15 protein-coding genes are annotated in these 14,143 nt (G+C 29.5%); all 15 read right to left on the bottom strand.

Features of this window, described 5'->3' with window-relative positions:
* Positions 1–24: 24 nt before the first annotated feature.
* Positions 25–1,971 (bottom strand): peptidase, encoded by a 1,947-nt coding sequence (locus F1564_RS07785; protein ID WP_018450625.1) that lies wholly within the window; start codon positions 1,969–1,971, stop codon positions 25–27.
* A gap of 39 nt (positions 1,972–2,010) precedes the next feature.
* A complete protein-coding gene (locus F1564_RS07790) occupies positions 2,011–2,631 on the bottom strand; it encodes a Type 1 glutamine amidotransferase-like domain-containing protein (protein ID WP_018450624.1) in 621 nt (206 codons plus the stop codon).
* Between the two features lie 160 nt (positions 2,632–2,791).
* On the bottom strand, positions 2,792–4,084 hold the full coding sequence (gene aroA, locus F1564_RS07795) for a 3-phosphoshikimate 1-carboxyvinyltransferase (protein WP_018450623.1): 1,293 nt from the start codon (positions 4,082–4,084) through the stop codon (positions 2,792–2,794).
* A gap of 39 nt (positions 4,085–4,123) precedes the next feature.
* Positions 4,124–4,654 (bottom strand): DUF2262 domain-containing protein, encoded by a 531-nt coding sequence (locus F1564_RS07800; RefSeq protein ID WP_018450622.1) that lies wholly within the window; start codon positions 4,652–4,654, stop codon positions 4,124–4,126.
* Between the two features lie 45 nt (positions 4,655–4,699).
* Positions 4,700–5,233 (bottom strand): DUF2262 domain-containing protein, encoded by a 534-nt coding sequence (locus F1564_RS07805; RefSeq protein ID WP_018450621.1) that lies wholly within the window; start codon positions 5,231–5,233, stop codon positions 4,700–4,702.
* Positions 5,234–5,351: 118 nt separating this feature from the next.
* Entirely contained in the window at positions 5,352–6,443 is a 1,092-nt protein-coding gene (aroB, locus tag F1564_RS07810; protein WP_018450620.1) for a 3-dehydroquinate synthase, read from the bottom strand.
* A gap of 531 nt (positions 6,444–6,974) precedes the next feature.
* Entirely contained in the window at positions 6,975–7,577 is a 603-nt protein-coding gene (locus tag F1564_RS07815) for a GNAT family N-acetyltransferase (protein ID WP_018450619.1), read from the bottom strand.
* 181 nt (positions 7,578–7,758) lie between these two features.
* A complete protein-coding gene (locus tag F1564_RS07820) occupies positions 7,759–8,634 on the bottom strand; it encodes a prephenate dehydrogenase (RefSeq protein ID WP_018450617.1) in 876 nt (291 codons plus the stop codon).
* Between the two features lie 59 nt (positions 8,635–8,693).
* Positions 8,694–9,695 carry a tetratricopeptide repeat protein gene (locus F1564_RS07825; RefSeq protein ID WP_018450616.1) on the bottom strand — a complete coding sequence of 334 codons (1,002 nt, stop codon included), beginning with the start codon at positions 9,693–9,695 and terminating at the stop codon, positions 8,694–8,696.
* Between the two features lie 22 nt (positions 9,696–9,717).
* Positions 9,718–10,737, bottom strand: a complete 1,020-nt coding sequence (aroF, locus tag F1564_RS07830) for a 3-deoxy-7-phosphoheptulonate synthase (RefSeq protein WP_018450615.1) — start codon at positions 10,735–10,737, stop codon at positions 9,718–9,720.
* A 108-nt stretch (positions 10,738–10,845) separates the two neighbouring features.
* Positions 10,846–11,166, bottom strand: a complete 321-nt coding sequence (locus F1564_RS07835; protein WP_018450614.1) for a putative heavy metal-binding protein — start codon at positions 11,164–11,166, stop codon at positions 10,846–10,848.
* 762 nt (positions 11,167–11,928) lie between these two features.
* Positions 11,929–12,168, bottom strand: a complete 240-nt coding sequence (locus F1564_RS07840; protein ID WP_006806019.1) for a type B 50S ribosomal protein L31 — start codon at positions 12,166–12,168, stop codon at positions 11,929–11,931.
* 148 nt (positions 12,169–12,316) lie between these two features.
* A complete protein-coding gene (locus tag F1564_RS07845) occupies positions 12,317–12,622 on the bottom strand; it encodes a DUF1871 family protein (RefSeq protein WP_018450613.1) in 306 nt (101 codons plus the stop codon).
* A gap of 2 nt (positions 12,623–12,624) precedes the next feature.
* Complete coding sequence (locus F1564_RS07850) at positions 12,625–13,206, bottom strand: hypothetical protein (protein ID WP_018450612.1); 582 nt, start codon at positions 13,204–13,206, stop codon at positions 12,625–12,627.
* A 214-nt stretch (positions 13,207–13,420) separates the two neighbouring features.
* Entirely contained in the window at positions 13,421–14,119 is a 699-nt protein-coding gene (rlmB, locus tag F1564_RS07855; protein ID WP_018450611.1) for a 23S rRNA (guanosine(2251)-2'-O)-methyltransferase RlmB, read from the bottom strand.
* Positions 14,120–14,143 lie beyond the last annotated feature (24 nt).

A 14,143-nucleotide genomic window follows, 5' to 3' on the forward strand; every position in this document is an offset into this window, starting at 1 on the left:
TTACAACTTTTAAAATTAAAAATTCTATTTTTCAGATTTTATTAAATCATTATAATTTTTAACTTTTGTTTTTTCTTCTTTTGAAAGTAAATTATATAATTTACGAACCATTTCCACGTATGATTTTTTCGTATATTTTTCGCCAGTTCTCTTATTCAATACTATTTTTTCAGCATTTGGAATATCACTTATCAATTTACTCACAATAACATAAGGCTTCCAATCTTCTGTGTAAATATCACTTTTTCCATTAGGCGTATATTGAGCTGTGTTCAATTCAGCAGTCCCAGATCCTTTTTTAATATTTCCATCTTTATCACGACCAAGCCATTTATTTTTTAACTGTTCCACTTTTCCACGAGCTTGAGCAGTTTCCCGTCTTTGCTCAAATAACCACTCAAAAGGATAATCTATTTGATATCCGTATTTCCAAGTCGACATGTGCGATCCCTTGATAAATTCTCCCCAGTTAATTCCAGTACCTGGTTTTGTATTATCATGAGTTGTCATTTTTCTATCAATTTTATTTTGCTCTTCAATTGAAAGATAAGGGTCCCATTCATCATGAGCAATTTCAACTCCTGCAGCCTTAAAATATTCCTGAATCGTTTTCCACAAACTTGTTGCCATCAAATCATCCGCAGCTGTATGAACAAGTACATTGTCGTCTGAAATCATGTAATACCAGTTCTGATAGTTCTTTTTATCGAGTCCAAATCCATTAAAGCTGATTGGGTCATTTTCTGGAGAACGTGCCGGCGCACCATTATTCTGAAAGTCTTTATTATAGTTATTAGACCATTGAGAACCTAAAATTGCTACACCTGCAAAAAAATTATCTCTTTGTGCCGCCATATCTAAAAGAAGCATACCACCCATAGATTGACCTGTTCCATAAATACGGCTTTCATTAATATATCCCCTGTATTCTGCCAAAACTGAATCTAATAACTCCCAAATTGCTGTATTCGCTTCACTTGAAGAAACAACATCATTTGTAGAACGTCGACTTTCCTCAACTTGTGGAACAATAATTATTGCAGGATTTTTATCCTGTATCTCTTTACTTGCCGCTTTTACCGCCGCTTTTGAAGAAGTAAGCGAAGCCATTGGATCAGTATCATTTGCTCCTGCATGTTCCATATGCAGAACAACCGAAATATTTCCTTTATTTTTTTCTAAAACTTCTTTATTTGGAACATAAATTGCATAAGGCATTTCAAAATCCTCATATTTTCCAGTATATTCACTATATGCCTTAGTAGCTTTAAATCCTCCATTTCCAATATAATGTATTTTCCATCCGCTATTTTTGTCAAATTCCGGCAAGATAATTTTGTTTTTATCTGCTGTAATTATTGTTTTTGTAACAGTTTCTCCTGTTGGTCTTGTCTGTGTTTCTTCTGATAAAGTATAATTTGAAACTTCTTTTGTTCCCGCAGTAATTTTTCCATTTTTCCCAGTAATTTCACCAATCTGTTTCACACCGGCCATCATTGTACTCGTATAGGATAAATTCTGTCCCATGAGCATATATGCTGTATTCACTTCAATAATAACATATTTTCCTTCCTTCGTTCCACCATTTTTAGAAATTTCCGGATTATCATTGACATAAATCCTCGTAATTTGTCCTTCATTTCCTTTTATACTATCTTTATCAATTTCTATCGTTTTCTCAAAACCATCTTTTTTCTCACTATAAATCGCATAATCTGTAATTTCATAATCATTTTTATCTACAGAACTCGCCTTAATATCTTGATTATATTCAACAATAATTGCTGAAGTTTTTGCCCCTTCCAAATCAACAAATCCATAGGATTTTACACCAACAATAGCGTTATCAGCTGAAATTGATTTTACTATTTTACTTGTAGTTTTTGCAACAGAAATCGTACTAAACCCCATTCCTACTAAAAATAAAGCTATCATTCCAAAATATAGTTTCTTTTTACAATTTAATTTCATAAAGTTTTCCTTCATTTATCATAATATTTTCCCACATTTTTATTTATCATCATTTTTTACAACAAAATCTTTTCCATTTACAAAAACTGCCTCACTATTGCTTATTGGAAGTAAATTTAATTTACTTTCATAAATTTTTATAGTTTCTTTTGTACTTTCGACAAATGGAAATTCATTATTATGTGGCAAAATATAAAAATCTGTAATATTCATTGCTTCATAATTATCCAAATCAGGAGCAATATCCTTATTATCCATTATCTGATTGTATTCTATATTTTTAGAAGTAATAATCGCCCCAGCCGATTCTCCTATATAAAGCATTCCATTTGAAATTTTGTCTTTGATAGTATCTAAAATTTTTTTACGTTTTAGTTCCTGCAATAGATAAAATGTATTTCCACCTGATACATACAAAATTTTTGTATTCTTTAATATATTTTCTATTTTTTGTTTTTCTGTTTTTGAAATATCTAAAATATTTATTGAAAATCCCAATTTCAAAAATGCCTGCTTAGCTTCGTCTACATATCCTTTATAATCTTCAGTGTTTGAAGCAGTCGGAACAAACGTAATTTCTTTTTCTGGTACATCTTTTAAAAATTCTTTCGCTAAATTTTTCGTTCCTGCTAAATATGATGTCAAAAATAATTTACTCATATAAATTCCTTTCCTAACGGTCTCAACAAAATTTAATTAAATTTTACATCCGCATATTCTATTAATTTTCTATCTCATTAAAAAAATTTTTATTTTAGATTTTACCATTTTTAACTTATTTATCTATTATAAATAAACTTTATCTTTCTAAAAAATCTTTTTAGCAATCTTTCTCTATTTCTCCACCCATTTTTACAAAATCATCCCAGAAATGCGGATAAGATTTTCTAACACTCTCAGCTTCTTCCAAAATGATCTCTTTTTCACATCGAGATGATGCAACTGCCAAAGACATTGCAATTCTATGATCATTCCAAGCACTCACCGTAACTCCGCCTGCAAATCCCTCTACACCTTGAATAATTAAACTGTCCCCTTCCTCAGCCACATTCGCTCTAAGTTTATTCAGTTCAGTCTTTATTGAAGTTATTCTATCTGATTCCTTTATTCTAAGTCTTTCCCCATTAATAATCCTAGTTTCCCCTTCGCTCAAGGCAGCCAACACAGTCAAAATTGGTGCAATATCAGGACATTGTGAAATATCAATCACAGTTCCTTTTGTTTTAGATGGTTTCACAATCACATAATCATCAAAAATCTCAAGATTTGCCCCCATTCTTTGAACAATTTCTATTATTTCCCTGTCGCCCTGCAGCGAGTTCTTATTCACATGCAGGCATTTCACTTCATTATCCTTATTTGCAGAAATTATTCCAGCCACAATCCAGAACGCCACTTGCGAATAATCCCCCTCAACAGTATAATCAAACGGCTTATAAATCTGATTTCCCTTTATATCGAAACTCTTATAGTCATTGTTCACAATCTCAATTCCTGCCAGTTTCAATATTTCCAATGTCAAATCAATATATCCCTTAGATTCCAAATTCTTATTAATAGTCAGCTTTGAATCCCCGTCCAATAGTGGCAAGGCATATAAAAATCCAGTAATAAACTGTGAACTTATATTCCCGTCAATTTCATAATTTCCTGCCTTCAATTTTCCATTTACTGTAAGCGGTAATTTTCCATTCTCATTTTTATAAAAGATTCCCTGCTTATCAAAAATCCTATAATACGATTCAAGCGGTCTGTCCACCAGTTTTCCTTTTCCATCGAAAATCAGTTCATTTTCACTTGTAATCCCGATCGGTATCAAAAACCTGATTGTAGATCCCGATTCATTACATTGTACATATTTATCTTTTGGAACAACTTTTCCGCCATTTCCAATAATTTCAAGAGAACTTTCCTCTCGATTGATTTTTGCTCCCCAGTTTTCCATAATATCCGTTGTTGTTGTAATGTCTACTGAAAACTTCAAATTATCAATCTTTGACCTCTTCCCGCCTTCACCTAATGCAGCTGCAATTACTGCTCTGTGTGAATAACTTTTAGATGGCGGAATTTCTATTGTACCGTTTAATACACTTGGTTTTATTTTTATTTTCATAAATTTTTTCTCCTTTTTATTCATTCTACTTTAAAAATTTTATCCTACTTCACCATCACAATCCAACTCTCCATTAACATTTCCACTTAACATAATAGCATGTCCAAGAAAAAATATGTCATTGTCATAATAAAATGCTGTAAAATCTCCATCAGCGGTTACCCATAAACCTTGCAAATAAATACAATTTCTAAATACTCTTTCAGGAACTATTTCTCTCTTCAATTCTTCAATTTCTTCCTCTGATAATTCAATCTCTGAATTTTCATGAATATTCTCAATAAATTCTTCCAATTCTTCTTCATCGTCAACACAAAGCCAATCCATAACTCCGTCTTTCCCATAATCACTTACCAAATCTTTCATTTTTGTGTCCCATTCTTCTTGATTGAGATACATAATTTTAAATTGTTCAATTACTCTTTTAATTTCTTCTACTTTTTTCTCTTCACTCCAATCACTCTCAATTCCACCATCAAAACTCACACTTATTTTTCTCCCAAGCCACTCAACTTCAGTTTCAAAATTTTTTATTTCTCCAAAAATTTCATCTTTTATAATATTACTCACACTAATCCTCCATTTTATTATTTTTTTTATTTCATAAAATTAAAATTATCCTATAATATCCGCTTCACCGCTAAATTCCCCACTAACATTCCCCATTAAATCAATTCCATGCCCTGCAAAAAATACTTCATCATCATAATAGTACACCGTAAAATCTCCATCAGAAGTTATATGCACCCCTTCAAGATAAATCCCATTTTTAAAAACTTCTTTTGAAACTTTCTGTTTTTTTAACTCTTCCTTTTCTTTTTCCGTAAATTTAGAATTTGAATTTTTTTCAAGTATTTCTATCATTCCATCTATATCTTCCTCATCTACTGAAGAAAACCAATCTTCCGCTAACCAACGCAAATCTTCCACAATTCTATCTCTTATTTTTTCATCCCATTCTTTTTGATTAAGATACATAATTTTAAATTGTTCAATTGCCCCTTTAACTTCTTCTACTTTTTTCTCTTCACTCCAATCACGCTCAATTCCATAATCAAAATTCACACCTATTTTTCTCCCAAGCCACTCAACTTCAGTTTCAAAATTTTTTATTTCTCCAAAAATTTCATCTTTTATAACATTATTCATATTAGTTCTCCATTTTATTCTTTTTTAATTCAAGATTTTAATAAATTTATCAGACACTGCCTAACCTTTTCAATTTCCCCACATAATCACACATTTCTATTTCCACAATTTCAAATGCTTACTCAAAAATCTCTTCCGCCCCAATCTTCATAATCTCAACTTCCCCAATCTCTTTCAAAATCACAAAATTAATCCCATCACTCGTACTTTTCTTATCCCTTTTCATAATCTTCGCAATCTCATCTTTTGGATACTCAATTTCAGTTGGCAAATTCAATGCTTTAAGCAATTTCGCAATTTTCACAGCTTCCCCTTCTTTAGTAAACCCTTTTTTCTCTCCAATTTTCGTAATATCCACCATCCCAGCAGAAATCGCCTCTCCGTGAGAATATTTTTCATAATTTGTAAACTGCTCTATGGCATGTCCAATCGTATGCCCAAAATTCAGTATCATTCTCAAGTTGCTTTCCTTCTCATCCTTTTCCACAACTTCCTTTTTTATCTCACAGGAACGGTAAACAAGTCCATTTATATGCTCCATCAAATGTTTTCGCAAATTTTCCTTATAATTTTTGTCAGTTTCAGAAAGTCCAGATAATTTTACAATATTTTCCAGCTTTTCAAAAAAATTCTTATCGTAAATACAGCCATATTTCACAATTTCAGCAAATCCATCGTAAAAATAACGATTTGTCAATGTATTCAAAAAATAATTGTCAATTAAAACAAGTTTCGGCTGATGAAATGCCCCAACAAGATTTTTACCCTCCGGCAAGTCAACTCCGACTTTTCCTCCAACGCTGCTGTCAACTTGAGAAATTATTGTCGTAGGAATTTGGACAAAATCAATGCCACGCATATAACTAGCCGCTGCAAATCCAGCAATATCTCCAACAACTCCGCCTCCAAACGCAACAACCATATCCTTTCTCGTAAGTCCAGCCTTCACCATCCCCGAATAAATCGCAGGCATTATCCCAATATGCTTATGTTTTTCCCCCGCTTCCAGCACATAAATCGTATAGTCAAACCCTTTAAACATTTTCCCATATTCATTTTTATAAATCTTATCCACATTAGAATCTGTAATCACAAATAATTTTTTTCCGTCATAAACATTCCCAATACATTCAGGAAATTTCTCAAAAAAATTCTCCCCAATCAAAATATCATAAGAATTTTTCCCCAATCCGACATTCAATATTTCCATAATTTTCTCCATCCTCTCTTACAATAAATAATTTATATTTAACACCCATTTAAATAACGAATTTATTACAAACTTTTTCAAAAAAGTATAAAAACCTAGTATAGTAAAACTGCTTTAAAGCTGAACTCAAAAGCTATGACTATTTTATTCAAACCCTAAATTTATATAATTTTCAATAGTTTGGTTTTAAATGGGTTCGAGTATATTTTCAAATAATTAAAATATAATTTTCACTTTTTAAATAGAATCTAGTATAAACTAATCTGTCGGAACATTTTTCTGTGCTGACAAAACTGTTTAAGTATAGCTAATTTTTTGTCAGTGCAGAAAAATGTGGTAGACTAACCATAGGTTGTAGAATTTGTGGCAATGAACAATCCTACAAAAATAAAAAAGAAAAAATATAATAAAAATAGTAAAAATTGTTATTAAACAAAATATATAGACAGATTTTTAAAGTTATTTGTATATTAAAATATAGCAAAACCACCAAATTCACACATTTAAAATGATTTTACTATAAATAAATTTTTATTTCAAATTATATCTTTTTTCAAGTTCTCTTTTTATATAAACCGACTGAAACTCTTCCTTTAGCATATCCAATATAATCACATCGTATGTTTTTCCCATAATTTCTAAGGCTTTTCGTAATCGTCCAACTTCTTTAAAACCAACTTTTTTGTACAGATTGTAAGCTGGTTCATTATATTCAAATACACTTAGCGATATATTTCTTAGATTTAAAAATGAAAAACCATAATCAAGTATTAACTTTAGAGCTTCCATTCCATAGCCTTTTCTCTGATGTTTGGGATTTCCTATAAGAACTCCCAATGCACCATTTCTATTTACAATATCTAACGAGTTAAATCCAATATTTCCCAAAAGCTCATCATTTTCAAGCAACCTAACAGCAAACATTTTTTCTTTTTTTACTGAAATTAAAAATTTCTTTTCACTTTCAAAATCTATAATATTTGTATAGGAAAGATAACCCAAACCAACCGAAACTTTTATATCATTAACCATTTGAGCATATTCTTCGACATCATCAAGAGAAATTGGAGAAAGATAAACAGCATCGCCAACCAATGTTTTCAAATATTTTTTCATTTCAAAGCCATTTTCCATTTTATTCCTCCCAAACAGATTTCTCTTATAGTCATTTGTAAAAGTCTAAAACTTTCAATAAATATAGTATTTTTAATATTTAATTTCTTATTTTTCTCCATTCTCTGACAAGGAAGGAGTGCGATTATAAATACTGCTGTTATTCAATCTTTATTACTTTTACAATTGCCTAAAATTTTTCTTAATCAATTTTTTCCCTACGTCTCGTAGACATTATGAATTTTTCCTTCAATGTTCCCAAATCATTATCATTCAATGCATCTTTTATTACATCTAATTCTCTTTCAAACTGTTGTATCATCTTCAAAAGATTTTTTTTATTTCCCATAAACAGTTCTGCCCACAAATCTTCATTTATTTTTGCAATCCTTGTCAAATCACGATAAGAATCCCCAATAAAACGATTCGTATCGTACTTTTCGCTATCGCTATTTACAAGTGAAACGGCAATTGCATGCGTAAGCTGGCTCGTAAACGCAATAATTTCATCGTGTTCCTTTGCTGTAAGAAAACTGACTTTCTTAAAGCCCATCAGCTTAACAATTTCCGACAGCAATTCTAGATTTTCTTTTTTATTTTTTTCGTCCTTAATAATTATATAATTTGCATCTTTAAACACTCTACTATCTGCAAAATCAATCCCACGTTTCTCACGTCCTGCCATAGGATGTCCAAAAATAAAGTCAATATTTCTTCCACTCTTCTCAATAATTGGATCAATATCCTTAATAATTTTCTCTTTAATTCCAACAACATCAGTAATTATCGCATTTTCCTTAAAATAATTAATATTATTCACAAAAAACGACTTCATCAAATTCGGGTAAAGAGTAATTACCACAAAATCTGACTTTTCCAAAGGCTCCCTAGTTTCTAGAAATCCTTTATTTATCATTTTTTTTTCTTCTGCCTTCTTTATTGTTTCCTCATCAATATCAATCCCGTAAACAGTCTTAATTCCCATTTCCTTAAAACTTTGTGCAAAAGCTGCTCCAATTACTCCAAGTCCCACTATTGTTACTGTCAAATTTTCTATTTTTTTTAAAATTGTAAACACCCCTTTTTACAAATTTTCTTATAAACAGCTATTTCAATCTAAATACCACTATCAAAATTTTAATTATTCCACCAACTTTTATTTTGCTTTTCTAATTTTTTCATTTCCTCTGTTCTTCCTTGCGACTTATAAATTTCTATTAACATATTTCGCTCGTATGTTTTACCATCATTTGGATGCTTAAACGCCATAGAATTTTTATACGCCTTTTCAGCTTCAATAAAATTACCTTGTAAAAAATACATATCTCCTATTCTAATCCAATAATCCCGTGCATCAAACTTTTGTTTTTTATTAGATATTTTTTGTATTGCCAATTTATAATACTTTATGGCATTTTCATAATTTTGAGTTTTATAATCATACATTTGGGCTAATGAAGCATAATCAGGTTGATAGTCTTCTAATTCAATTAACTGTAAATAAGTTTTTTCTGCTAAATCATATTTTTTTAAACTTACATAAGAATACGCTAATATTCTTAAATCTCTAACATCACCTGTTTCCTTATAATTATTTTCATATTCTTGTAATTTTTGTTCACCAAAACTTTTATCCTTCTTCTGTCTTTCCAAAGTTTCTTGAGCTGGTTTATATTCTTTATCAGCAGCTTCTTTCAACAATTTATTTCCTTTTTCATCCTGTTTTATCCAAATATAAAATTCTCCCAAATCATTTAACGCTTTTACATCACCAGATTTTATTAATTCATTATACCGTTCAATAATTTTTTCTTCTAATTCTTTAGTTTTCTCTATATTTACTTTTAAAACTGAACGCACTATTGAATCTCTCCAGTATCTATAGAATGAAATAATTTTTTCTTTTATTTCTCTACTATTTCCTAAGTTATTATTTTCTTTTTCATATTTTAATAATAATTTCTCAGATTCTTCAAATTTTCTATTTCGAAAATAATAATCACTTAATTTTAATAGTGAATCCTTATCTCCTTTTTCAATTTGCTTTAAATACTGCTTTTCCTCTTTAGTATAAGTTTCTTTAGAAAAAGAATTAATTGAAGAAATTAAAATTAGTAATAATAGCCATTTTCTTTTCATTTTTTACAACCTTCTAATAAATTTACTTAAAACTTTTCTCCAACACATTTGCAATCTTCTCCACATCCTGCATTAAATCGTCAAACACTTCAAACTTCAATGATTGAGGTCCATCTGACAACGCCTTGTCTGGCTCAGGATGTACTTCTACCATCAGTCCGTCTGCTCCAGCAGCAATTCCTGCCATTGCAAGCGGTTTTACCATCCAGTATTTTCCAGTTGCATGAGCTGAATCCACAATTATCGGCAAGTGTGTCAATTTTTTAATCATAGGTACCGCATTTAAGTCCAATACATTTCTATAGGCTGTTTCATAAGTTCTGATTCCTCTTTCACAAAGAACTACATTTTCATTTCCACCAGCTAAAATATATTCTGCCGACATTAGCCATTCTTCGATTGTTGCACTCAATCCTCTTTTTAGCAATACTGGAATATTTGTTTTCCCAACCTCCTTTAATAAATCAAAGTTTTGCATATTTCTTGCACCTAATTGAATCATATCAAGATGTGGACCAAATTCATGCAATTGAGCAATTGACATAACTTCACACACTATTGGAAGTCCTGTTTCTTCTTTCGCTTTTTTCATCAATTCAATACCTTCCATCTCTAATCCTTGGAAAGCATAAGGCGATGTTCTCGGTTTTACAACTCCACCTCTTAAAATATTTGCTCCAGCCGCTTTTACAGCTTTTGCCGTATCAATAATTTGCTTTTCATTTTCCACAGAACAAGGCCCTGCCATCATTACAAGATTATTTCCACCAATTTCCACATTTCCAACTTTTACAATTGTATCTTCTGGTTTGAATTTTCTACTTGCTCTTTTATAAGGCTCTTGAACTCTTTGAACATCCAACACATAGTCAAGTGATTGTATATGTTTAATATCAATTGTACTAATATCTCCAACTAATCCCAAAATGGAATAATCTTTGCCAGTAATTAATTTTACACTTACGTTATTTTCAATTTCCAATCTATTTATCATTTTTTCCAAAATTTTTTCATCAATTCCACCATCTACTTTAATAATCATCATGCCTTCTCCTATTCTTTTTCTTTTATTCTAATATCTGTAAAAACTTACAAGATTCAATTAATTTATTATTTTCAAACTTTCTCTTATTTTTTAATCTTTATAAAATTAATCTACAATTACAGCTGTCCCACTGCAAGTTACCATAAGCATCCCATTATCCGATCCCAAAACTTCATAATCCATTTTTACGCCAATAACAGCATTTGCTCCCATAGCTGCTGCTCTAGTTTTCATTTCTTCTAAAGCATTTGTTCTTGCAGCCAAAAGTTCATTTTCATATCCTTTAGATCTTCCTCCAAATATATTTCTTAAATTTGCTCCCAAATCCTTAAACATATTAACTCCCGAAATAACTTCTCCAAAGACAATTCCCTTGTATTCCACGACTTTTTTATCTTGAATTTCATTTGTAGTTGTAATAATCATCTTTACTTACACCTCATTTCTGTAATTTTTTATAAAAAAAACTCTCTTAAAATAATTTTAGGAGAGGATAAAATCTAAATATTTATATATACTTAATTATATATTTTATGATACTTTAATAGTCTATTTATTACATCTAAAATTTTTTCTTGTCAATCTAGATTAAATTATAAGGCACTTTAAGCAATTATTATATTAAACCTCTGCATCTACAATTATATTTAATTACTCTTGAATTATTCAATAATTGTTAGGTATAAAATGTCCTTCAAAATTAAACAACTATAAATTTTTATTTGTTTTATAAATTCCTTCAATGCTTCATCACTACATTTTTTCTAAACTACTAAATTATCTTTTATTTTTTCTATAAAATTAAATTTCTTCTACCCTACTATCCTACTAATTATTTTCCAAATACTCAAACCTTTTTAAAATTAAATTATAAACACTAAATTCAAATAAATCAATTATCACTTTCGGATTTAACTTTAAAATGATTTATTATATAATAGCAAATATTATATACATTGTCAACCATTAAAATTTAATTAATAAAAAAAGAAATATTAACCCCTTGTCAAATAAATTTACTATTTCATTCTAAACTACGTTAAAAAATAGAAATTATATCTATATTATTTACTAACAAAAGGTTTCGCCTCCTTGCAAAGAAATTAATAACTATCCCACTATCTAAATGGCAAATAATATAAAATAAAAACAGAGAATAAATTATCCCTGTTTCCAATATCTTCAAAATTATAAGTTGTATTTTTTCTTAAATTTGTCAACTCTTCCAGTTTCATCAACAAATTTAGATTTTCCAGTATAGAATGGGTGAGAAGTTGAACTTGTTGCAACTTTTATTACTGGATATTCTTGCCCTTCAAAAGTTGTTGTTTCTTTAGAAGTTTTAGTTGATTTTCCTAAGAATTTTTCTCCGTTACTTGTATCTTCAAATACTACAAATCCGTATGATGGATGTAAATCTTTTTTCATAATTGCTTATGCTCCTTTCTATTTATAACTATAATTATTTTCAATATTTCATATAATAATACCATATTTTTCTTTATTTTTCAAGTCTCCATATAGTAAAATTTAGATGAAATATATAAGATTCTATTTTTTTGTATTTTGAAAATATTTAAATACATTTCTTCAAAATTTTCTTTGCAATATCAAACTCTATATTTTCATCAGAATAATATACATCTTCTCCAAAAGCATTTTTAAATACAGTCTGTATCACAAGAGCCAATTCGTCAGTTTTAATATCTTTATTTATAAGCATTTTATTCTTAATTTGCTTAATTTCAAAATCGTATTCATCCTGTGGAGCAAAAGACAATAACTTGATTGGATCCCAAAAATCAATAATCTCTTTTATATTATTTTCAAGTTTTTTTATTTTATACATTTCCTCTTTTTTATTATACTTTTTGAATTTCACAATTAATCAACTCTCTTGTATTTTTCCCAAAATAACTCATCTATTTTAGTCTTTATCTCCATTATTTTACTAATTTCCACTAAAATTTCCTTATTTTCTGGCAATATATCCTCATAAGGCAAACTTATCATTATATCATCCATTACTTTTTTATTCCCAAATTTTTCAAAAAATATATGAATATTTCCATCATCAAATAAATACTGCCCAAAAAATTTATCTTCTTTATATTCAAAATTCAAATTTTTATTGTTTCTTTTAAGATATTTCCTTATTTTAGGAAGAACTGTCTTTATTTCATCTCCTACTTTTATATTTTCCCGATTATTCAAGTACAATTTTTCCATACAAAAAGTCAAAGATTGATTCTCTGGTTTTTTAAGATTTTCAACAAAAAAATATAATGAATAGTATATTTTCAATCCTTTATATATCAAATCTATTGATATTGTTATTTTATCATCACTCAATTTCATTTCTACTTCTTCAGGTACAGAAAAAATTTTCATTATTTCCTTTAAAGATATTTTTTCTATCCCATTGATTCCATAAGTATTATTTAAAATATACTTTTGTTTTCCCATTTAATTTCCCTCCCATAAAATATTTCTTTAGCTATTTTCAAAAATCTAAAAATTCGATAAATACTGTCTCTTTTATACTTGAGTTTTTTGTTTTGCTTCACTCACTAACAAGCAGTCTTGACTCTTTGTGACTATAAATACTGCTGTTACTCGATCTTTATCACTTTTACAATCACCTAAATATTTTTTATGAATAAGAAAATTCCAGATCTTACTATTTTGACATCTCTGATAGTATTATTCCCCCAGCCACAGACACATTCAGCGAGTTTATTTCCCCTTTCAAGTGTATTTTTACAATTTTGTCGCAATGCTCCTTCACTTTTTTTCGCATTCCGTTTCCTTCACTTCCAAGTACAAGACACGTTTTTTCTGGATAATTTTCTTCATAATAATAATTCTGTCCATCAGCTTCTGCACCGTAAACTGTATATCCATATTTTTTTAATTTATCAATCGTATCAGAAATATTTGTGACTTTTACAATATCCACATGCTCAATCGCCCCTGTCGATGATTTTACAACTGTTTCCGTAACTTTCACGCTGTTTCTGTCCTGAATAATAATCCCATCCACTCCAAAGCACTCCGCACTTCTTATAATCGCTCCAAAGTTTCTCGGATCCTGAACCTGATCCAGCACAACAACTATAGATTTTTCCTTTTTCAAAAGTTTTTCTAGAAATGCAGTAAAATCCACATAATAATCAAATTCCGAAACAAGTGCCACAACTCCCTGTGAATTTTCAGTCCGTCTATCTGTATAAAAAATCTTTATATTCCTTCTACTTGCCAAATTCAATATTTCCCTAATTGTTTCTTTCTTTATCTTCTTATAAACCTCCAGTTTCTCAATATTCTTATCTGATTTCAATACTTCTATTACTGGATTTATTCCTATTATTTTTTCCATTTTCTTCTCCTTTTCTATTATAAT

It is taken from the genome of Leptotrichia shahii, from assembly GCF_008327825.1.
GTDB classification, from domain to species: Bacteria; Fusobacteriota; Fusobacteriia; order Fusobacteriales; family Leptotrichiaceae; genus Leptotrichia; species Leptotrichia shahii.